The organism is Streptomyces sp. JHA26 (genome assembly GCF_002005565.1).
GTDB lineage: Bacteria > Actinomycetota > Actinomycetes > Streptomycetales > Streptomycetaceae > Streptomyces.
This window is the reverse complement of the sequence record NZ_BDJC01000078.1, coordinates 1-20380: the sequence shown is the minus strand read 5'-3', so window position 1 is coordinate 20380 and position 20380 is coordinate 1. Positions and strand designations below refer to the sequence as shown.

17 protein-coding genes are annotated in these 20380 nt (G+C 73.3%); 8 read left to right on the top strand and 9 right to left on the bottom strand.

The annotated features are described in order from the left end of the window. Positions 1 to 76: 76 nt before the first annotated feature. The 4 genes from JHAT_RS30720 to JHAT_RS30705 are packed head-to-tail and all read left to right on the top strand — an operon-like array spanning position 77 to position 5562. The gene (locus tag JHAT_RS30720) at positions 77 to 1381 is read left to right on the top strand and encodes an ABC transporter substrate-binding protein (RefSeq protein WP_077801557.1); all 1305 of its coding nucleotides are present in this window, start codon (positions 77 to 79) and stop codon (positions 1379 to 1381) included. A gap of 7 nt (positions 1382 to 1388) precedes the next feature. Beyond that, a complete protein-coding gene (locus JHAT_RS30715) occupies positions 1389 to 2345 on the top strand; it encodes a carbohydrate ABC transporter permease (protein WP_077801556.1) in 957 nt (318 codons plus the stop codon). Further along, on the top strand, positions 2342 to 3160 hold the full coding sequence (locus JHAT_RS30710; RefSeq protein WP_077801555.1) for a carbohydrate ABC transporter permease: 819 nt from the start codon (positions 2342 to 2344) through the stop codon (positions 3158 to 3160). The genes JHAT_RS30715 and JHAT_RS30710 overlap by 4 nt, the downstream gene beginning before the upstream one ends. After that, complete coding sequence (locus tag JHAT_RS30705) at positions 3157 to 5562, top strand: glycoside hydrolase family 3 N-terminal domain-containing protein (protein WP_077801554.1); 2406 nt, start codon at positions 3157 to 3159, stop codon at positions 5560 to 5562. Before JHAT_RS30710 ends, JHAT_RS30705 begins: the two co-directional genes overlap by 4 nt. 476 nt (positions 5563 to 6038) lie before the next feature. On the opposite strand, the gene JHAT_RS30695 is transcribed toward JHAT_RS30705, so the two are convergent. The 5 genes from JHAT_RS30695 to JHAT_RS30675 all read right to left on the bottom strand — a co-directional run bounded on the left by JHAT_RS30695 (position 6039) and on the right by JHAT_RS30675 (position 12764). Further along, positions 6039 to 7190, bottom strand: a complete 1152-nt coding sequence (locus JHAT_RS30695; RefSeq protein ID WP_077801552.1) for an XdhC family protein — start codon at positions 7188 to 7190, stop codon at positions 6039 to 6041. Positions 7191 to 7241: 51 nt separating this feature from the next. Next, positions 7242 to 8699, bottom strand: a complete 1458-nt coding sequence (locus JHAT_RS30690) for an NCS2 family permease (RefSeq protein WP_077801551.1) — start codon at positions 8697 to 8699, stop codon at positions 7242 to 7244. Between the two features lie 200 nt (positions 8700 to 8899). Continuing rightward, the gene (locus tag JHAT_RS30685) at positions 8900 to 11284 is read right to left on the bottom strand and encodes a xanthine dehydrogenase family protein molybdopterin-binding subunit (RefSeq protein ID WP_077801550.1); all 2385 of its coding nucleotides are present in this window, start codon (positions 11282 to 11284) and stop codon (positions 8900 to 8902) included. A gap of 2 nt (positions 11285 to 11286) precedes the next feature. Beyond that, a complete protein-coding gene (locus JHAT_RS30680) occupies positions 11287 to 11874 on the bottom strand; it encodes a (2Fe-2S)-binding protein (RefSeq protein ID WP_077801549.1) in 588 nt (195 codons plus the stop codon). Continuing rightward, a complete protein-coding gene (locus JHAT_RS30675) occupies positions 11874 to 12764 on the bottom strand; it encodes a xanthine dehydrogenase family protein subunit M (protein WP_077801548.1) in 891 nt (296 codons plus the stop codon). Before JHAT_RS30675 ends, JHAT_RS30680 begins: the two co-directional genes overlap by 1 nt. A 364-nt stretch (positions 12765 to 13128) precedes the next feature. Here JHAT_RS30675 and JHAT_RS30665 point away from each other — a divergent pair, with 364 nt between their 5' ends. After that, the gene (locus JHAT_RS30665; protein ID WP_077801547.1) at positions 13129 to 14802 is read left to right on the top strand and encodes a PucR family transcriptional regulator; all 1674 of its coding nucleotides are present in this window, start codon (positions 13129 to 13131) and stop codon (positions 14800 to 14802) included. Between the two features lie 150 nt (positions 14803 to 14952). Further along, a complete protein-coding gene (locus tag JHAT_RS30660) occupies positions 14953 to 15744 on the top strand; it encodes a hypothetical protein (protein WP_077801546.1) in 792 nt (263 codons plus the stop codon). 91 nt (positions 15745 to 15835) lie between these two features. On the opposite strand, the gene JHAT_RS30655 is transcribed toward JHAT_RS30660, so the two are convergent. From JHAT_RS30655 to JHAT_RS30640, 4 genes are all read right to left on the bottom strand, one after another. Continuing rightward, positions 15836 to 16471, bottom strand: a complete 636-nt coding sequence (locus JHAT_RS30655) for a hypothetical protein (protein ID WP_077801545.1) — start codon at positions 16469 to 16471, stop codon at positions 15836 to 15838. Positions 16472 to 16612: 141 nt separating this feature from the next. After that, a complete protein-coding gene (locus tag JHAT_RS30650; protein WP_171991134.1) occupies positions 16613 to 17449 on the bottom strand; it encodes a rod shape-determining protein in 837 nt (278 codons plus the stop codon). Further along, positions 17446 to 17805: a TraR/DksA family transcriptional regulator gene (locus JHAT_RS30645; RefSeq protein WP_077801544.1), complete on the bottom strand. Its 360-nt coding sequence runs from the start codon at positions 17803 to 17805 to the stop codon at positions 17446 to 17448. The genes JHAT_RS30650 and JHAT_RS30645 overlap by 4 nt, the downstream gene beginning before the upstream one ends. Positions 17806 to 17851: 46 nt before the next feature. Then, the gene (locus JHAT_RS30640; RefSeq protein WP_077801543.1) at positions 17852 to 18175 is read right to left on the bottom strand and encodes a TraR/DksA C4-type zinc finger protein; all 324 of its coding nucleotides are present in this window, start codon (positions 18173 to 18175) and stop codon (positions 17852 to 17854) included. 365 nt (positions 18176 to 18540) lie between these two features. Between JHAT_RS30640 and JHAT_RS30635 the strand changes: the two genes are divergently transcribed. Continuing rightward, positions 18541 to 19503 carry a HAMP domain-containing sensor histidine kinase gene (locus JHAT_RS30635; protein ID WP_171991133.1) on the top strand — a complete coding sequence of 321 codons (963 nt, stop codon included), beginning with the start codon at positions 18541 to 18543 and terminating at the stop codon, positions 19501 to 19503. 2 nt (positions 19504 to 19505) lie between these two features. Continuing rightward, positions 19506 to 20240, top strand: coding sequence for a response regulator transcription factor (locus JHAT_RS30630; RefSeq protein ID WP_077801542.1), 735 nt, complete (start codon positions 19506 to 19508; stop codon positions 20238 to 20240). Positions 20241 to 20380 lie beyond the last annotated feature (140 nt).

Genomic DNA, 20380 nt, shown 5'->3' with positions numbered 1-20380 from the left:
TGACCGGCTCTTCCCTTTGCGCCTACTGTCCAGCCGCAGGACTTTCGGTGCATTGACCGAAACTTTCGGAAGGCTGATGAGCATGCGTACACGGTTGGCCAGGGCGATCGCCTGCGGCGCGACGCTCGCCCTGGCGGCGAGCCTCGCCGCCTGCGGGAACGGCGACGGCGGGGGGTCCTCGGACGACGGCAGCATCCATGTGCTGGTCTACGGCGACGCCACCAACAAGGTCGAGAAGCAGATCGTCGACACCTTCAACAAGACGTCGGACGTCAAGGTCGTCCTCGACACCATCCCCGGTGCCGACTACCAGCAGAAGCTGCAGACGATCATCAACACGCCGCAGGCACCGGACGTCTTCTTCAACTGGGGCGGCGGCAGCATCCGGCCGTTCGTCGACGCGGACCTGCTGATGCCGCTGGACGACTTCATCGCGAAGGACAAGAACCTCAAGGACAAGTTCCTGCCCAACGTCGTCGACAGCGTGGTGATGGACGGCAAGACGTACGGCGTTCCGATGCGCGGCACCCAGCCGGTCCTGTTGTTCCACAACAAGAACGTGCTCGACAAGGCGGGCGTGAAGCCGCCCCAGACCTGGGACCAGCTGCTCGACGCGGTGAAGAAGCTCAAGTCCGACGGCGTCACCCCCATCGCCCTCGGCGGCGGCGACCAGTGGACGACGATGATGTGGTTCGAGTACCTCTACGACCGTGTCGCCGGGCCGGACCTGTTCAAGAAGGCCCTCGGCGGCGACAAGGACGCCTGGGCGAGCGCGGACAGCAAGAAGGCGCTCGGCATGCTCCGGGAGCTCGTCGACGCCGGCGCCTTCGGCAGCAACTACGACTCGGTGAAGTACACCAACGGCGGCACCCCGGCGCTGATCGCCTCGGGCAAGGCCGGCTTCGAGCTGATGGGCTCCTGGTACTACGCGCAGCAGCTGACCGACGCGAAGGAGTTCGCCGCCGACGGCCTGGGCTACGGCGCGTTCCCCACCGTCGCGGGCGGCAAGGGCGACCCCTCCGACATCGTCGGCAACACCAACAACTTCTACTCGGTGCTGAAGAAGACCAAGCACCCCGAGGCCGTCGCCGAGTTCCTGAAGCTCATGTACTCCGACGAGTTCGTCAAGGCGCAGCTCTCCATCGGCAACCTGCCGACCACCACCAACACCCCGCAGTTCCTCGACACGTCGACCAGTCCCGAGTACGCGCGCTTCCAGTACGACCTCGTGGCCAAGGCCAAGAACTTCCAGCTCTCGTGGGACCAGGCCTACACGCCGGCCGCCATGACGCCCATCTACCAGGCCGTCCAGCAGTTCTTCAACGGGCAGCTCGACGAGGACGGCTTCATCAAGGCCATGCAGGCCCTCCCGACCGAGTGAACGGCTCATGACCACTGAGATCACGAGCGTTCCGGCCGCCGCCACGACCCCCGGAAAGGTCCGGCGGCGGCCGGAAGGCCCCTACACCGCCCACGGCACGCGCCCGAGTTTCCTCTGGGCGCTGCCCGCCACCGTGTTCTTCGCCCTCTTCGCCATCGCCCCGCTGATCATGGTGGCGGTGCTGTCCTTCATGAGCTGGAACGGCCTGGGCTCACCCGAGTTCGTCGGGCTGGACAACTGGAACCGCGTCCTCGACGACCCGGTGATGATCAAGAGCATCTGGCTCACCCTGCTGCTCACCGCGCTGGGTGTGGTGCTCCAGACGCCGCTGAGCATCGTGCTCGGCGTGTGGGCCGCCGGACCGCAGCGCAACCGCGCCGTGCTGTCGGTGATCTACTTCCTGCCGCTGCTGCTGTCCGCCACCGCCGTGTCGGTGCTCTGGCGGGCGCTGCTCGACCCGAACTTCGGCATTCCCGCCCGGCTGACCTGGCTGTTCGGGGACGGCAACCTGTTCGGTGAACAGGCCACGGCCATCGGCGTGCTGGCCTTCGTGAGCACCTGGCAGTTCACCCCGTTCCACACGCTGATCTACCAGGGTGCCGCGCGGGCCGTCCCGCAGGTGCTGTACCAGGCGGCGGCCATCGACGGGGCGGGGCGCTACCGCCAGTTCTTCCACATCACCCTGCCGCAGCTGCGCACCTCGGTGATCACCTCGATGATCCTGATGATCGTCGGTGGGCTCACCACCTTCGAGACGGTGCTCATCCTCACCCAGGGCGGACCGGGCACCGACACCACGATCAGTGCCTACTACATGTACCAGAAGGCCTTCAAGGGCTTCGACTTCGGCGCCGGCTCGGTCATCGCCCTGTGCCTGGTCGTCGCGGCCACGGTCGTCTCGCTGGTCGTGGTCCGCGTCTCCGGTTACGACAAGATGCGCAGCACCATGGAGGGGGTCTCATGAGGCGACGCCCCAACTACCTGGCCGGCGCGGGCTCGATCGTCTGGCTGGTCCTGGTGGGCCTGCCGCTGTACGTCATGCTCGCGGCGACCCTGCGCACCCGGCAGGACTACGCGAAGAACGGCCCGCTGTCCTTCCCCGACGCCTTCACCCTCGACAACTACACGAACGCCTTCGACTCGGGCTTCGGCCAGTACTTCCTCAACACCGTCATCGTCACCGTCTGCGTCGTCGGCGTGGTGCTGCTGCTCGTGCCGCCGCTGGCCTACGCGATCGTCCGCAACCGCAGCCGGACCACCTCGCAGATCTTCCGGCTGTTCCTGCTGGGCCTCGCCATCCCCGCCCAGGCCGTCATCGTCCCGATGTTCTACCTGATCAGCGAGGCGGGCCTGTACGACAACCTCCTCGGCGTCGTCCTGCCCACGGCGGCGTTCTGCCTGCCGATGTCGGCGCTCATCCTCTCCGGGTCCATGCGCGACATCTCCCCGGAGCTGTTCGAGGCGATGACGATGGACGGGGCGAGCCCGAGGCGGATGTTCTTCCAGCTCGTCGTTCCGCTCTCGCGCGGGGGCCTGTCCACCATCGTGGTGTTCTCCGCGCTGCAGGCCTGGAACGGCTTCCTGTTCCCGCTCGTCCTGACCCAGTCCGACGCCACCAAGGTCGTCACCCTGGGCCTGTACGACTTCCAGACCGAACACGGCATCGACATCCCCGGCCTGCTGGGGGCCGTGACGCTGTCGATGGTGCCCGTGCTGCTCGTTTACCTGTTCGCACGCAAGGCCCTGGTCCAGGGCCTGATGGGCGTGGGAGGAAAGTGACCGTCAACGTGGCCGAAGAGCCCAACCTCGACCTGCCCCTGTGGAACGACCCCGCCCAGGACATCGGCACCCGTGTCTCCGCGCTCGTCGACGCGATGAGCCTCGAGGAGAAGATCGCCCAACTGTACGGCGTGTGGGTCGGCGCGTCCGACGAGGGCGGTGAAGTCGCCCCGCACCAGCACGACATGGAGGAGAAGGCCGACCTCGACGCCCTCCTGCCGTCCGGCCTGGGGCAGTTGACCCGCCCCTTCGGTACGGCCCCCGTCGATCCCGCGCTCGGCGCGCTGTCCCTGCTGCGCACGCAGGCCCGGATCACCGCGGCGAACCGCTTCGGGATCCCCGCGCTGGCGCACGAGGAGTGCCTGGCCGGATTCGCCACCTGGGGCGCCACCGCCTATCCGGTGCCCCTGTCCTGGGGCGCCACCTTCGATCCCGCCCTGGTCCGCCGGATGGCCGCCGCCATCGGCCGCGACATGCGCTCCGTCGGCGTCCACCAGGGCCTCGCGCCCGTCCTGGACGTGGTGCGGGACGCCCGCTGGGGCCGCGTCGAAGAGACCATCGGCGAGGACCCCTACCTCGTCGGCAGCATCGGCACCGCCTATGTGCAGGGCCTGCAGTCCGCGGGCGTCGTCGCCACCCTGAAGCACTTCGCCGGGTACTCCGCCTCCCGCGCCGGCCGCAACCTGGCGCCCGTCGGCATGGGACCGCGCGAGCGGGCGGACGTGCTCCTGCCGCCGTTCGAGATGGCCCTGCTCGAGGGCGGGGCGGACTCCGTCATGCACGCCTACACCGACACCGACGGGATCCCCTCGGCGGCCGACGAGGAGCTCCTCACCGGGCTGCTGCGCGACACGTGGGGCTTCGACGGCACGGTCGTCGCCGACTACTTCGGCATCGCCTTCCTCAAGGTCCTGCACGGGATCGCCGGGGACTGGGCCGAGGCGGCGGACGCGGCCCTGCGCGCGGGGGTCGACGTGGAGCTGCCCACCGTCAAGACGTTCGGGGCCCCCCTCGTCGAGGCCGTCACCGCGGGCCGGACGCCCGAGGCGCTGATCGACCGCGCCCTGCGCCGCGTGCTCGCCCAGAAGGTGCGCCTCGGCCTGCTCGACCCCGACTGGGACCCGGTCCCGGACGCGCTGCGGGGAGCCGACCTGGACGATCCGGACGCGCTGCGCGGCACCGTGGACCTGGACTCCCCCGCCAACCGGGAGCTGGCCCGGGCCGTCGCCGACGAGGCGGTCGTGCTGCTCACCAACGACGGCACGCTGCCGCTGGACGGGCCGCGCCGCATCGCGCTGATCGGCCCGAACGCCGCCGAGCCGACGGCCGTGCTCGGCTGCTACTCCTTCCCCCAGCACGTCGGCGTGCTGCACCCGCAGACGCCCGCGGGCATCGACCTGCCCACGCTGCACGACGCGCTGCGGGCCGAGTTCCCCGACGCGGAGCTGACCGCGGCACGCGGCACGGGCGTCGACGACGGTGACCTGAGCGGCCTGGCGGAGGCCGTCTCCACCGCGCGGGAGGCCGACGTCGTCGTCGTGGCCCTCGGCGACCGGGCGGGCCTGTTCGGACGCGGGACCAGCGGGGAGGGCTGCGACACCGAGTCGCTGGCCCTGCCGGGGGCCCAGCAGGAGCTGCTCGACGCGCTGCTCGACACGGGCAGGCCGGTGGTGGTGGTCATGCTCGCCGGCCGGCCCTACGCGCTCGGCCGGGCCGTGGACGAGGCCGCCGCGATCGTGCAGTCCTTCTTCCCCGGCTCCGAGGGGACCGGTGCCGTCGCCGGTGTCCTGAGCGGCCGGACCAACCCGTCCGGGCGGCTGCCCGTCAGCGTGCCGCGCGGCTCGGGCGCCCAGCCCGCCACGTACCTGGCCGCCCGGCTCGCGCAGGCCAGCGACGTCTCCAGCATCGACCCCACCGCGGCGTTCGCGTTCGGGCACGGCCTGTCGTACACGTCCTTCGAGTGGAGCGACCTCGTGGTCGACGAGCCCGAGACGGACACCGCGGGCGAGTGCTCCCTCGCCTTCACCGTGCGCAACACCGGGGAACGGCACGGCACCGAGGTCGTCCAGCTCTACCTGCACGACCCCGTCGCCTCCGTCGTCCAGCCGGTGCAGCGCCTCGTCGGCTACACCAGGGTCGCGCTGGAGGCGGGCGAGTCCCGTCGTCTGCGCGTGCGCGTTCCGGCCGACGTCGCCTCGTTCACCGGCCGCGACGGGCGGCGCGTGGTCGAACCGGGCGAGCTGCGGCTGCGGCTGGCGGCCTCGAGCGCCGACGTCCGCCTGACGGCGACGGTCACCCTGACCGGCCCGGAGCGCCGGCTGGACCACACCCGGCGCTTCCACGTCCGTTTCGACGAGGAGGCCGGCCGGGACGCGGAGACGGGGGCGCGAACCGCCGCCTGAGCCGGATCCGGCGTGCCGTGGCCCGCGTCCCCGCCGGGGCCGCGGGCCGCTGCGCGCCAGGCCGGTCGTGCCCCGCGTGGCCAGGCCCGATGGCGCTGCTGCGGGCTGCGGGCTGCGGGCTGCGGGCTGCGGGCTGCGGGCTGCGGGCTGCGGGCTGCGGGCACGAACGCGGCACGCGCGATCCTGGCTCCGGGCCGTTGCGCCACCGTCGAGGTCCGCAACCGGGGATCCGACGGACGATGGTGCCCGTACCCAGTCCTAAGCCCGGGGCTGAGGCCGGGAGCCGGGGCTGAGGCCGGGAGCCGGGGCCAGGGCCCGCGTCCCGGGGGTGAGGCCCGAGGCCCGGCTGAGGCTGAGGCTGAGGCCGGGAGCCGGGGCCAGGGCCCGCGTCCCGGGGGTGAGGCCCGAGGCCCGGCTGAGACTGGGGCCCGAGGCCGGGGGCCGGGGCTCAGGGCCGGAGGCCAAGGGCGGGACGCTCAGGTCGCGGAGCCGATCCGTCCGCCGGGGGTCGGCGTGCCGTCGTGGTGGATCGGGGTGTGGGCGCCGGTCAGCGAGGCGCCGCTGCCGCCGCGCCGGGCGGCGACGATCTCCGCCGCGATCGACAGGGCCGTCTCCTCGGGCGTACGGGCGCCGAGGTCCAGGCCGACGGGGGACCTGAGCCGGGCCAGCTCCCGGTCCGTGACGCCGGCCTCGCGCAGGCGCTCGTCGCGGTCCAGGTGGGTGCGGCGGGAGCCCATCGCGCCGACGTACGCGACGGGCAGGCGCAGGGCCAGCTCGAGGAGCGGTACGTCGAACCTGCTCTCGTGGGTCAGGACGCACAGCACCGTGCGGGCGTCGACGTCCGTGCGCTCCAGGTACACGTGGGGCCACTCGACCACGACCTCGTCGGCGTCCGGGAAGCGGGCCCGCGTCGCGAAGACGGGGCGCGCGTCGCACACCGTCACGTGGTAGCCGAGGAACTTGCCGACGCGCGCCAGTGCCGAGGCGAAGTCGATCGCCCCGAAGACGATCATGCGGGGGGCCGGGACGGAGGTCTCGACCAGCAGCGTCAACGGTGCTCCGCACCGCGAGCCCTGCTCCCCGACCTCCACCGTGCCCGTGCGGCCCGCGTCCAGGAAGGCGCCCGCCTCGGCGGCCGCCGTGCGGTCCAGTCGGGGGTGCGTGCCGAAGCCGCCGGTGCGCGAGCCGTCCGGGCCGACGGCCAGGGCGCGGCCCATCAGCTCCGCCGGGCCGCTCACGATCCGCGCCAGCGCCACCGCCTCCCCCCGCGCGGCGGCGGCGAGAGCGGCGGCGACGGCCGGACGGACCGGGTCGTCCGCCCGTACCGGCGTGACGAGGACGTCGATGACTCCGCCGCAGGTCAGACCCGCGGCGAAGGCGTCCTCGTCGCTGTGGCCGAAGCGCTCCAGGACGGTCCGGCCGTCCTGGAGCGCCTGCCGGCACAGCTCGTAGACGGCCCCCTCCACACAGCCGCCGGAGACCGAGCCGATCACCGTGCCCCCGGCGTCCACCGCGAGGGCGGCGCCGGACGGACGGGGGGCGCTGCCGCCGACGGCCACGACGGTGGCCACGGCGACGTCGCGCCCCTGCTCGACCCACCGGTGCAGTTCTTCGGCGATGTCCAGCATGGTCGGTCTCCTCGCCCGCGGTGGTAGGGAAGGGGTTCCCCCGGGGAGCGGCTAGTGCACGCCCATCCAGCTCTCGATGGGACCGAGGGCGAAGTAGACGAAGAAGACCACCGTCAGTGCCCACATGAACGCGCCGGTCTCCCGGGCCCTGCCCTGCGCGACCTTGACGGCGACGTGGGAGATGACGCCGGCGGCGACACCCGCCGTGATGGAGTACGTGAACGGCATCAGGACGACGGTCAGGAAGACCGGGATCGCGGTGGCCCGGTCGGCCCAGTCCACGTGCCGGGCGTTCATCATCATCATCGCGCCGATGACGACCAGCGCGGCCGAGGCGACCTCCTGCGGCACGATCGCGGTGATCGGCGTGAAGAAGAGGCAGGCCGCGAAGAACGCGCCGGTGACGACCGAGGCGAGGCCGGTGCGGGCGCCCTCGCCGACGCCGGTCGCGGACTCGACGAAGACGGTCTGGCCGGAGCCGCCCGCCACACCGCCGATGGCGCCGCCGGCGCCGTCGATGAACAGCGCCTTCGACAGGCCCGGCATGCGGCCCTTGTCGTCGGCGAGCTTCGCCTCGGTGCCGACGCCGATGATGGTGGCCATCGCGTCGAAGAACCCGGCCAGCACCAGCGTGAAGACGATCATGCCGACGGTCATCGCGCCGACCTCGCCCCAGCCGCCGAACTCCAGGCTGCCGAAGAGCGAGAAGTCGGGCAGGGAGACGGCGCTGCCGTGCAGTTCCGGAGCGCCGTTGGCCCACTGCCCGGGATCGACGACCCCGGCGGCGTTCAGCAGGGCCGCGACGACGGTGCCGGTGACGATGCCGATCAGGATCGCGCCGGGGGTGTCGCGCGCCTGGAGCATGAAGATCAGGAGCAGGGTGCCCGCGAAGAGCAGGACGGGCCAGCCCGCGAGTTCGCCGGCCGGGCCGAGCGTGAGCGGCGTGGACTCGCCCTTGTGGACGAACCCGCCCTTCACCAGGCCGATGATGGCGATGAACAGGCCGATGCCCATGGTGATGCCGTGCTTGAGGGCGAGCGGGATCGCGTTCATGATCATCTCGCGGAGCCCGGTGACCACGAGCAGCATGATCACCACGCCGTACATGACGCACATGCCCATGGCCTGCGGCCAGGTCATCTGGGGGGCGACCTGGCCGGCGATCACGCCGGACACCGAGAGTCCGGCGGCCAGGGCGAGCGGCACCTTGCCGACGAAGCCCATGAGGAGCGTGGTGACCGCGGCGGCGAGCGCCGTCGCGGTGATCAGGGCCTTCTGGCCCAGGGTGTCCCCCGCGGCGTCCTTGCCGGACAGGATCACGGGGTTGAGCAGGACGATGTACGCCATCGCCATGAAGGTGGTGATGCCGCCGCGCACCTCACGCGCCACCGTGGAGCCGCGGTGGGTTATGTGGAAGTAACGGTCGAGCCAGGACCGGCCGGCGGGGACGCGGGAGCCCGCGCCCGCGTCCTCGGCCGTGGTCTCGGGTTCGACTGACTGCTGGGTCATGGGGTCGTCTCCCAAGGTTCAAAGGGGCACCCGTCAACCGCTGGGGCGGCTGTGGGTTCTGGGACGTGCACGACCCGGGGGACGGCCCGAGACGAACGCATGGGTGGTGGTGCTCCGGGGCCCGCGAGCGGGCGGGCCCCCTGGTGTGCTCCGGGCGGCGCGGCGTGTGTGACGTTCCGTGCGCCGCCCGGAGGGTCTGCTCACGCCGTGCCGGTGAGGTGTTCCGGTCGTACCGGCGTGCGGTCCAGCGCCAGCCCGGTCGCGTCCCTGATGGCCGCGAGGACCGCCGGTGTGGACGACAGGGTGGGTGCCTCGCCGACGCCGCGCAGCCCGTACGGGGCGTGGTCGTCGGCGAGTTCGAGCACGTCGACGGGGATGGTCGGCGTGTCGAGGATCGTGGGGATCAGGTAGTCCGTGAAGGACGGGTTCCGGACCTTCGCCGTCACGGGGTCGACGACGATCTCCTCCATCACCGCCATGCCCAGGCCCTGGACGGTGCCGCCCTGGATCTGGCCGATGACGGAGAGCGGGTTGAGCGCCTTGCCGACGTCCTGCGCGCAGGCCAGTTCGACGACCTTGACCAGGCCGAGCTCGGTGTCGACCTCGACGACGGCGCGGTGCGCGGCGAAGGAGTACTGGACGTGGCCGTTGCCCTGGCCGGTGCGCAGGTCGAAGGGCTCGGTCGGCCGGTGCCGCCACTCCTGCTCGACCTCCACGGCCTCGTCCCCCAGCACGTCCGCCAGGTCGGCGAGGACCTCGCCGCCGTCGGTGACGACCTTGCCGTCCTCCAGGAGCAGCTCCGCGGTGGCCCAGGCGGGGTGGTGCGTACCGAACGTGCGGCGGCCGATCTCCAGGACCTTCTCGCGGACCAGCTCGCAGGCGTTCTTCACGGCGCCGCCGGTGACGTACGTCTGCCGGGAGGCGGAGGTGGAGCCCGCCGAGCCCACCTGCGTGTCGGCGGGATGGATGGTGACCTGGGTGACGCCCAGCTCGGTGCGGGCGATCTGCGCGTGGACGGTGACGCCGCCCTGGCCGACCTCCGCCATCGCCGTGTGCACGGTGGCGACCGGCCGGCCGCCGACGACCTCCATGCGGACCTTGGCGGTGGAGTAGTCGTCGAAGCCCTCGGAGAAGCCGACGTTCTTGATGCCGACCGCGTAGCCGACGCCCCGTACGACGCCCTCGCCGTGCGTGGTGTTGGACAGGCCGCCGGGCAGCCGGCGCACGTCGACGCCCTCGCCGGACTCCCACTGGCGCTCCGGCGGCATCGGCATCGCCTTGACGCGGCGCAGGAGTTCGGCGACCGGCGCCGGGGAGTCGACCGGCTGACCGGTGGGCATGATCGTGCCCTGTTCCATGGCGTTGATCCGGCGGAACTCCACCGGGTCCATGCCGAGTTCCGCGGCCACCTTGTCCATCTGCGCCTCGTAGGCGAAGCACGCCTGGACCGCGCCGAAGCCGCGCATGGCGCCGCAGGGCGGGTTGTTGGTGTAGAGGGCGAGGGCCTCGATGTCGACGTCGTCGATCACGTACGGACCGGCGGACAGCGAGGAGGCGTTGCCGACGACGGCCGGGGAGGTGGAGGCGTAGGCGCCGCCGTCCAGGACGATCCGGCACTTCATGTGGGTCAGCCTGCCGTCGCGCGTGGCCCCGTGCTCGTAGTGGAGCCTGGCCGGGTGGCGGTGCACGTGCCCGAAGAAGGACTCGAAGCGGTTGTAGACGATCTTGACGGGTCTGCCGGTGCGCAGGGCCAGCAGGCAGGCGTGGATCTGCATCGACAGGTCCTCGCGCCCGCCGAACGCGCCGCCGACGCCGGACAGCGTCATGCGCACCTTGTCCTCGGACAGGCCGAGCACGGGCGCGATCTGACGCAGGTCGGCGTGGAGCCACTGGGTGGCGACGTACAGGTCGACGCCGCCGTCCTCGGCCGGCACCGCGAGGCCGGACTCCGGGCCGAGGAAGGCCTGGTCCTGCATGCCGAAGACGTAGTCCCCCTCGACGATCACGTCGGCCCGCCGGGCGGCGGCGTCGGCGTCGCCGCGCACGATCGGCTGGCGGTGGAGGATGTTCGGGTGCGGGACGTGGGCCGCGTGGCGGTCGGTGCGGTTCTCGTGGACGAGGACCGCGTCCGGGGCGGTCGCGGAGGCCTCGTCGGTGACGACGGGCAGCTCCCGGTACTCGACCTTGATCTTGGCGGCGGCGCGGCGCGCGGTCTCGGGGTGGTCGGCGGCGACGATCGCGACCGGCTCGCCGTGGTGGCGCACCTTGCCGTGGGCGAGGACCGGGGTGTCCCGGATCTCCAGGCCGTAGTGCCGCACGTCGGCGGGCAGGTCGTCGTACGTCATGACCGCGTGCACCCCGGCCTGGGCGAGGGCCTCGCTCGTGTCGACGGAGACGATCTCGGCGTGCGCGACCGTGGAGCGCAGGACCTGCCCCCAGAGCATGTCCTCGTGCCACATGTCGGACGAGTACGCGAACTCGCCGGTGACCTTGAGGACGCCGTCCGGGCGGAGCGTGGACTCGCCGATGCCGCCCGCGGTCCGCGAACCCCGGGTGATCGTGGTGGGGACGCCGTCGGCAGCCATGGTCACGCCCCCTCGGACCGGCGGGCGACCGCCAGGCGGACGGCGTCCATGATCTTCTCGTAGCCCGTGCAGCGGCACAGGTTGCCCGACAGCGCCTCGCGGATGTCCGCGTCGGTCGGGTCGGGGTTGCGCTCCAGCATCGCGTCGGCGGCGACCAGCAGGCCGGGCGTGCAGAAGCCGCACTGGACGGCGCCGGCGTCGAGGAACGCCTGCTGGACCGGCGACAGTTCGGCGCTCCCGCCGGCGTGCGGGCCGGTGCCCCGGGCCCGCCACCGCCGGGCCTCGTCGAGCGTGGTGCCCCGGCCGCCCCCGGCGCCGGCAGTGTGCTCCCCGGCGCGCTCCTCGGCGAAGGCCGCCAGTCCTTCGACGGTGACGACCTCGCGGCCCTCCGCCTGGCCGGCCGCGACCAGGCAGGCGCACACCGGGACTCCGTCCAGGCGGACCGTGCAGGAGCCGCACTCGCCCTGCTCGCAGGCGTTCTTGGAGCCGGGCAGGCCGAGCCGCTCGCGCAGCACGTACAGCAGGGATTCGCCCTCCCACACGCCGTCGGCTTCCTGCGGGTGTCCGTTGACGGTGAAGTTGACGCGCATCACGCGGCTCCCTCCGTGGCGCGGCGGGCACCGCGGTACGCCTCCCAGGTCCAGGTGAGCGTCCGGCGGGCCATGACGCCGACCGCGTGGCGGCGGTAGCTCGCGGTGCCCCGTACGTCGTCGATCGGGTTGCAGGCGGCGGAGCACAGGTCCGCGAACCGCTTGACGGCCGACGGCGTGATGATCTTTCCGTTGTCCCAGAAGCCGCCCTCTTCGAGCGCCGCGTTCAGGAAGTCCTCGGCGGCCGCGGCCCGCACGGGGGTGGGCGCGGCCGAGCCGATGCCGGTGCGGACCGTGCGGGTCGCGGGGTGCAGGGCCAGGCCGAACGCGCACACGGCGATGACCATGGCGTTGCGGGTGCCGACCTTGGAGAACTGCTGCGGACCGTCGGCCTTCTCGATGTGCACGGCGCGGATCAGCTCGTCGGGCGCCAGCGCGTTGCGCTTCACGCCGGTGTAGAAGGCGTCGATCGGGATGCGGCGCGTCCCGCGCACCGACTCGACCTCGACCTCGGCGCCGGCGGCGAGCAGCGCGGGGTGGGCGTCGCCCGCCGGGGAGGCGGTGCCGAGGTTCCCGCCCACGCCGCCGCGGTTGCGGATCTGCGGGGAGGCGACCGTGTGCGAGGCGAGGGCGAGACCCGGCAACTCGGCGCTCAGGTTCTCCATGATCTTCGTGTAGGGCACGGAGGCACCGAGCCGTACGGAATCCTCCCGGACCTCCCACTCGGTCAGCTCGTCGATGCGGCCCAGGTCCATGAGGTACTCAGGTCGGCGGTGGTCGAAGTTGATCTCGACCATGACGTCGGTGCCACCCGCGAGCGGCACAGCGGTGGGGTGCTCGGCCTTCGCGGCGAGCGCCTCCTCCCAACCGGCGGGGCGAAGGAAGTCCATGACCGGCTCTCTTCATCGTCTTGGGGGCGTGCTGTTCGAGCCATTCCGTGGGCGGCGGGGCCCGGGTCGTTCCTGTGCTGTTCACGCGGAGTGGGCTCAGTACACCGCCCGGTACTCCACCCGGGTCAGTCGCAGAAACCATGAAGGAGTTGGCTGGCCACGGCAGGCATCTTGTAGATTCGTATGAACGAGGGTCCTCGGTGACCTCCTCGTCCTCCTCCGGGAACGGGCGGAACGACCGCGTGACCGGGAACACGGCTCGGAAGCGGGCGAGCGGCGCTCGTCGGCCCGCCGACCGGTCCCCTGCCCCGGACCCACCATGATCGAACGAACATGTCGAGACGAAAGAACGGCGGCGACGAGAATGCGGCTGCGCGCACTGCTGGACACCGACGCGCTGGGCCTCGAGCTGCTCGGCGGCGAGGACGAGCTGGACCGCTCCGTCCGGGGCGTGATGACCACCGACCTGCGGGACCCCAGCCGCTACCTCTCGGGCGGGGAGCTGGTCCTCACCGGCCTGGCCTGGCGCCGGGACACCGCCGACTCCGAATCGTTCGTCCGGATCCTGGTGCAGGCCGGGGTGTCGGCCCTCGCCGCCGGTGAGGCCGAGCTGGGAAGCGTGCCGGAGGACCTGGTGGCGGCGTGCGCGCGGCACCGGCTGCCGCTGTTCGCGGTGAACGAGTCGGTGGCGTTCGCGACCATCACCGAACACGTCGTGCGCCAGGTGTCCGGCGAGCGGGCCGGGGACCTGGCGGCCGTGGTGGACCGGCACCGGCGGATGATGACCTCCGGACCGGCGGGCGGCGGCCCCGACGTGGTCCTGGACCTGCTCGGCTCCGACCTCGACCTGCGGGCCTGGGTGCTGTCCCCGGCCGGGCGGCCGGTCGCCCACCCCAAGGACTCGGGGGCGGCGTTGCCCGCCGAGGTGTGCACGCGGCTGGCGGCGGAGCACCTGGCGGCGACCCGCGCGGGCCGCCGGGCGCCGCACCGGGTGACGCTGGACGGGACGACGTACAGCCTCTTCCCGGTGCGCGGCACCGGGCGCACTCCGCAGGTCGCGGGGGACGTGCGCGGGAGCGTGCTGTCCGACTGGCTGCTGGCCGTGGAGGCGGACGCCGGGGAGTGGGCCGAGGAGCGGCTCGACCTGCTGTACGGCGTCACCCAGCTGATAGCGGTCGAGCGGGACCGGCGGGACGCGGCGCGCACGGTGCGGCGGCGGCTCGCGCAGGAGGTGCTGGAGCTGGTGCAGACGGGCGCGGCACCCGCCGAGATCGCGGCCCGGCTGCGGGTCGCGGCGCCGGTGCTGCTGCCGGGCCTCGGTGCGGCCCCGCACTGGCAGGTCGTCGTGGCCCGCGTCGAGTGGGAGGACGGCGACACCGAGTCCGGGCCGGTCGCCCAGCGGCTCCTGGAGGAGATCCTCGTCGACCCGCTGGCGGCGGGCCCCGAACCCTCCGACCGCATCGCCGTGGCGCACACCGGCGAGGAGGCCGTCGCACTGGTGCCGCTGCCGGCGGTCTCCAGCGAGCACGACGGCTCCGAGGCCGGGATCCTCGCCGACGCGCTGCTGGCGTCCGTGCGGGACCCGCTGTCGGCCGGACTGGACGGCGACGGGTGGCTCACGCTCGGCGTCAGCGCGGCCGTGCACTCGGCGGAGGGGCTGCGCGGCGCGCTGGAGGAGGCCCGGCACGCACGCCGGGTGGCCGCGGCCCGGCCCGGCCGGGTGTGCGCGGCCGGCCACCAGGAACTGGCCTCGCACGTGCTGCTGCTCCCCTTCGTCCCGGACGACGTGCGCCGCGCCTTCACGGCCCGGCTGCTGGACCCGCTGCGGGACTACGACCGCCGCCACCGCGCCGAGCTGGTCCCGACCCTGGAGGCCTTCCTCGACTGCGACGGCTCCTGGACGCGCTGTGCGGCCCGGCTCCACCTGCACGTCAACACGCTGCGCTACCGCGTCGGGCGGATCGAGCAGTTGACGGGGCGCGACCTGTCGCGCCTCGAGGACAAGCTCGATTTCTTCCTGGCACTGCGCATGAGCTGAGACGCGGGGTCCGAAGGCCCCCGGACCCCGGCCGCCGAAACCCCCACCACTTTGTGAAATCTTTCACCCACCCTCTTGGCCGGGCCCCTCGATCCGTGCTGAGATGCGGCCACCACTCGACGGCTCGATGGCGTGCTTGGGGAGGGCGACGTGGCGCATTCCGCCATGGCTGGTTCTGGTTGGGGAACGACCGACGGCGACGATCCGCTCCAGACCGCGGTGTGGCGGCTGCGCTCACGCGCCTGCTGGACCGACGCGGTGGCCCTGCTGCAGCCGGTCACCGCGGCCACCGCGCTGCAGCGGGCCGCGCTGCTGGTGGAGCGGTGTCTGTACGCCGAGCAGGGCTGGGCGGAGGCGGAGGACGCGCTGCGCACCGCCGAGGCGCTGGCCCACACCGACGACGAGCGCGGGGCTGCCGCCTGTGAACGCGGTCAGCTCGCCTACGCCGCCACCGTGCACGGGGTGCGCGACCGGGCCGACGAGGCGCGGGCCGCGCTGGGGCGGGCGGCGGCGCTGATCGCGCCGGGGGCACCGGGGCGGGCGCTGCTGGACTTCCGGCGCGGACTGATCGCGGAGAACCTGACCCGCTCGCCGCAGGCCGCCCGCGCGGCGTACCGGCGGGCGCATGCCGGGGCGACGGCGCAGGGGGATCCGCTGCTCGTGTCGTCCACCTGGCGGCATCTGGCCGGACTCGCCCTCAGGGAGGGCGAGTTGGCGGACGCACGGCACGGATTCGCCGAGTCGCTCCGCATCCGCGAGGAGCTGGGGTACCTCGTCGGTACGGCCCCGGCGCTGGTGTCGCTCGCGGACGCGGAGTCGGAGCCGGAGGCCTCACGGCTGCGGGAGGAGGCACGACGGCTCCTGCGTCTGCTGGGCGGCGTACCGACCTGGCTGGCCCGCCGGCTGATCCCGCCGGCCGCGGACGCGGCGGCGACGGCCTGACGGCGGGGCCGGTGACGCGGCGTCGGCGGGCGGGGGTCGGACCGCCGGGACGGTGACAGCGCGCCGGCCCTCGGTACGGCCTTCACGCCGGTCAGGGGGATCTGCTCCAGCGCGGTGACGTCGCCGCCCAGGCCGCGTCCCACGCGGCGAGGTTGCGCCGGTGCAGGACCAGACCGGTGACCGCGTGCGCCGCGAGGCCGGCGAGGGCGACGCCGAGGAAGGCGAGGATCGCCCAGCCCATGGTGCGGCTGCGGATCTGACCGGCGTCCAGTGGCGGTTCGGTGATCCCTCCCGCCGGGTCCACCCACACCAGGACGGTGCTGTCCACCGGCAGCCCGGGTGTCACGTCGGCCTTCCCGGTCCTCGTCGCGCCGTCCGGTGCGGTGAAGCGGACCTCGACCGGGTAGCGGGTCCTGCGCGCCTCGTCCGACCCGGGTTCCGGGTGGCGCGGGGCGTCGTGGACGAGGACGGCGGGGACGCGGTCCCGGGTGCGTTCCTGGTGCGCGGCGGTGTCGCGGTAGTGCCGGTACGCCGCGTCGCCGACCGCGGACATCGCCGCCGGGGCCGCCGCCAGCACGGCGAGCAGCAGCCCGAGGGCGATCCACGCCCGCAGCCGGTCGGTGGGGCGCCGCAGGGGGTTGCGGCGCCACCGCCACAGCAGGACGTACGGGTGCTGTCGGGGCGCGGGAGCCGGAGGCGGCTGCGCTCGCGGTACGTCGCCGGCCACGGGGTGTTCTCCTTCCGGTTCCGGGGTGCGGGCAGCCGGTGGGGCTCGGGGCGCCCGTGTGCCGGGCGCGGTGCGGGTGCGTGCCGTCGGTCCCCGGCGCCGGCACCGGGGCCGGGGCCGGGGCCGGGGGACGGGGCGTGGTCAGTGGCGGCACCGGTCCGGTGGATCCGCGTCCGCGTCGGGGCCCGTGGTCGACGGGTGGGCGTGGGCGGCCTCCAGGAGCCTGGCGGCCCCGCGGACGGCTGCCGTGTGCGGCGCCGGCACGGTCCGCAGGGGGGCGTGCAGCCTGGCGGTGAGACGGCAGGTGATCTCGGGGCGCAGGGCGCCCCCGCCGGCCAGCAGCGGTCCCCTGCCCAGGGCGTCGACGGTCAGGGACGTACGGTCCTGGCGCAGCATCGACGTCACCATGTCGGCCACCGCCTCCGCGATCCGCGCCGCCGGGGTCGCGGCGTCCAGGTCGCCCGTCCCCAGCGCGGCGCGGCGCGCGTCGAAGACGGCGCCGTCCACCAGCAGCACCACCTCGGTCAGACGGGCGCCGAGGTCCACCACCAGCAGCGGCCGGGACAGGTCCGCCCCGGCCGCCAGGGCGACGGCCCGCGCGCCAGGGACGGTCAGCACGCTGCGCGGACGCAGCACCTCCACCGCCGTACGGGCCTCGGTGCGGTAGGCGAACCCGTCCAGGACGGGCGCGGTCACCACGACCAGCGGGCGGGAGAAGCGGGGCAGGCGGTGGCCGAGCAGCCGTTCGAGCATCCGGGCCGTGCCCTCGGTGTCGACGATGGAGCCGCGCTGGACGGGGTACACCGCGCCGGCACCGGGGAAGGTCACCGTCGGCACGTCGATGATCACGCCCCGCCCGGCGACCCAGGCGCGGGTGCGGGCGCTGCCCATGTCGAGGGCGACACCGCTGCACCACCGGCACAGGGGCCACGGCCGGTGCCGGGACAGGGCGGCACGGGACCGCCGGACCACGGTCATCGTCCGGCCTCCCGCACCTGCTGGCAGCGGGCGCAGTAGCGGGCCTGCGGCACGATCATCAGGCGCTCGCGGGCGATGGGGCGCCGGCACAGACGACAGGAGCCGTAGCGGCCCTCGGCCATGCGGTCGAGGGCCGCCTCCACGTCGGCGAGGACCATGCGCGCGGAGGCCGCGAGCCGGACGCGGACCTCGGTCTGCCCGGCGGAGCCGTCGTCGGCGCGGGACGGGACGGCCATGATCTGCCGCAGCTGCTCCTGGCGGAACAGCCGCTGCTCCAGGAGGTTGTCCCGGAGTACGGCGAGGTCCTCGGGCGACAACCGCGTCCCGCGGTCGCCGATCATCTGTTGGTTCACCACTTCACCCCTCGGCAGGGCGGGAGAGGACGACTGGACGGGGCGGTGCTCAGGCGGCGGCGCGGCGCTGGCAGGCGACGCAGTACCGCGTGTAGGGAAGGATCTCCAGGCGCTCGCCCGGGACGGACTTGCCGCAGCCCAGGCAGGTGCCGTAGGTGCCGTTCTCGACGCGTGCGAAGGCCTCCTCGATCTCCTTGAGGACCCGCTCGATGGCCGTCTTCTGCGCGGACATCAGCTGGTCGTCCTGGCTGCTCTCGCCGAGGGCCTGGAGCTGGGTCGTCCGGGTGTTGCGCGCGTGTTCGAGGCGCTGACGGGCCTCGTGCGCGGTCAGCCGCTCGGGGCGGGGTTCGATGCGGGAGGCGTCGAGCGACACGGTGAGTCCTTTTCTCTGGGTTCTCTGGGTTCTCTGGGTCTCAGGAGTACTGCGGGGCGCCGTGGGCCGGCCGCCGGGAGTACGGGGAAGTCCTGGTCACCCTCAACCCTGGCCGGACCGGCGGCGGTTTCCCATCGGGCGCAGACCCCATTTGGCCGGGGGCGGAGCATCCACTCCGCCGTGTCCCGGGGCGGCCGTATGGGTGCGGCACGCCGGGGAAATGGGGGTCGGACCCCATCGACCCGGCGGGACGGAAGGGGCAGGCTGGGCGCAGGCTCGGTCGTGACCAAGGGCCGCAGCTCCGACGGGGTGGGCGATGACCGAAAGCAGAGGCCTGCCGCGTCGCAGAAGGAGGCGTACCCCCGGTGTCCCTGTTCTGGCGGATCTTCGGGCTCAACGCGGTGGTGCTGGGCTTTGCCACGGCACTGCTGCTGTGGGCTCCGGTGACCGTCTCCGTACCGGTCCTGTTGACCGAGGCCGTCGTCCTGGTGGGCGGCATGGGCGTCATGCTGGTCGCCAACGGCGCCCTGCTGCGCTGGGGTCTGTCGCCGCTGGACCGGCTCACGAAGCTGATGACCACGGTCGACCTGCTGCGCCCCGGCCAGCGGCTCCCGGTGTCCGGCGGTGGTGAGGTGCCCGAGCTGATCCGCACCTTCAACGCCATGCTCGACCGCCTGGAGCACGAGCGCGCCACCAGCAGCGCCCGCGTCCTGCTCGCCCAGGAGGCGGAGCGGCGCCGTATCGCGCAGGAACTGCACGACGAGGTCGGGCAGAGCATGACCGCCATCCTGCTGGTGCTGGGACGCGCGGCGGACGACGCCGACGAGCCGCTGCGCGGCGAACTGCACCAGGCGCAGGAGATCACCCGGGAGAGCCTGGACGAGGTCCGCCGCCTGGTGCGCCGGCTGCGGCCCGGGGTCCTGGACGACCTCGGCCTGATCAGCGCGCTGACCTCGCTCACGCACGACTTCGCCACCCACACCGGCCTGCGGGTCGTCCGCCGCTTCGACACCGATCTGCCGGCCCTGGACCACGAGACGGAGTTGGTCCTCTACCGCGTCGCCCAGGAGAGCCTGACCAACGCCGCCCGCCACGCGGACGCCGAACGCCTGGAGGTGGGCCTCGGCCGGGCCGAGGGCGCGGTGGTGCTCACGATCACCGACGACGGCCGCGGCATCGAGGCGGCGTGCGAGGGCGCGGGGATCCGCGGCATGCGCGAACGGGCCCTGCTGATCGGGGCCGCCCTCGACATCACCTCGGCGCCCGGGACCGGTACCCGGATCCGGCTCACCGCACCCGTTCCCGCATCCAGGAAGAAGCAGCCCTGACCATGTCCGACCCGTCCCTGCCCGCCCCGTCCGCTCCCGAGGCGACCGCGTCCGCGCCGGCCGCGTCCGGGCCGCCCGCCCGCGACCCGTCCCGGATCCGCATCCTGCTCGCCGACGACCACGCGCTGGTACGCCGCGGTGTGCGCCTCATCCTCGACCGGGAGCCGGACCTCGAAGTGGTCGCCGAGGCCGGGGACGGCGCCGAGGCCATCGACATGGCCCGCGCGCACGCCGTGGACCTCGCCGTGCTGGACATCGCGATGCCCCGGCTGACCGGTCTCCAGGCGGCCCGGGAGCTGTCCGCGCTCGCACCGGGTCTGCGCATCCTGATGCTGACGATGCACGACAACGAGCAGTACCTGTTCCAGGCGCTGAAGTCGGGCGCCTGCGGATACGTCCTGAAGTCCGTCGCCGACCGTGACCTGGTCGCCGCCTGCCGGGCCGCGATGCGCGACGAGCCGTTCCTCTACCCGGGCGCGGTCACCGCCCTGATCCGCAACTACCTCGACCGGGTCCGGCACGGCGAGGAGACCGCCGACCACATCCTCACCCCCCGCGAGGAGGAGGTCCTCAAGCTCGTCGCCGAGGGCCACTCGTCGAAGGAGATCGCCGAGATCCTCTTCATCAGCGTCAAGACCGTGCAGCGGCACCGGGCGAACCTGCTGCAGAAGCTCGGCCTGCGCGACCGGCTGGAGCTGACCCGGTACGCCATCCGCGCCGGTCTCATCGAACCCTGACGCCTCCCCGAACCGCCCGGGGTCCCGGCCGCCACTCCCCGGCCGGGGCCCCGGGCCCGCCCGCACCCCGCCCGCGCACCCACCACGAAAGGGGACGGCGCATGTGCCCCGCGCCCTGGGCCCGTCACCCGGACGATTCC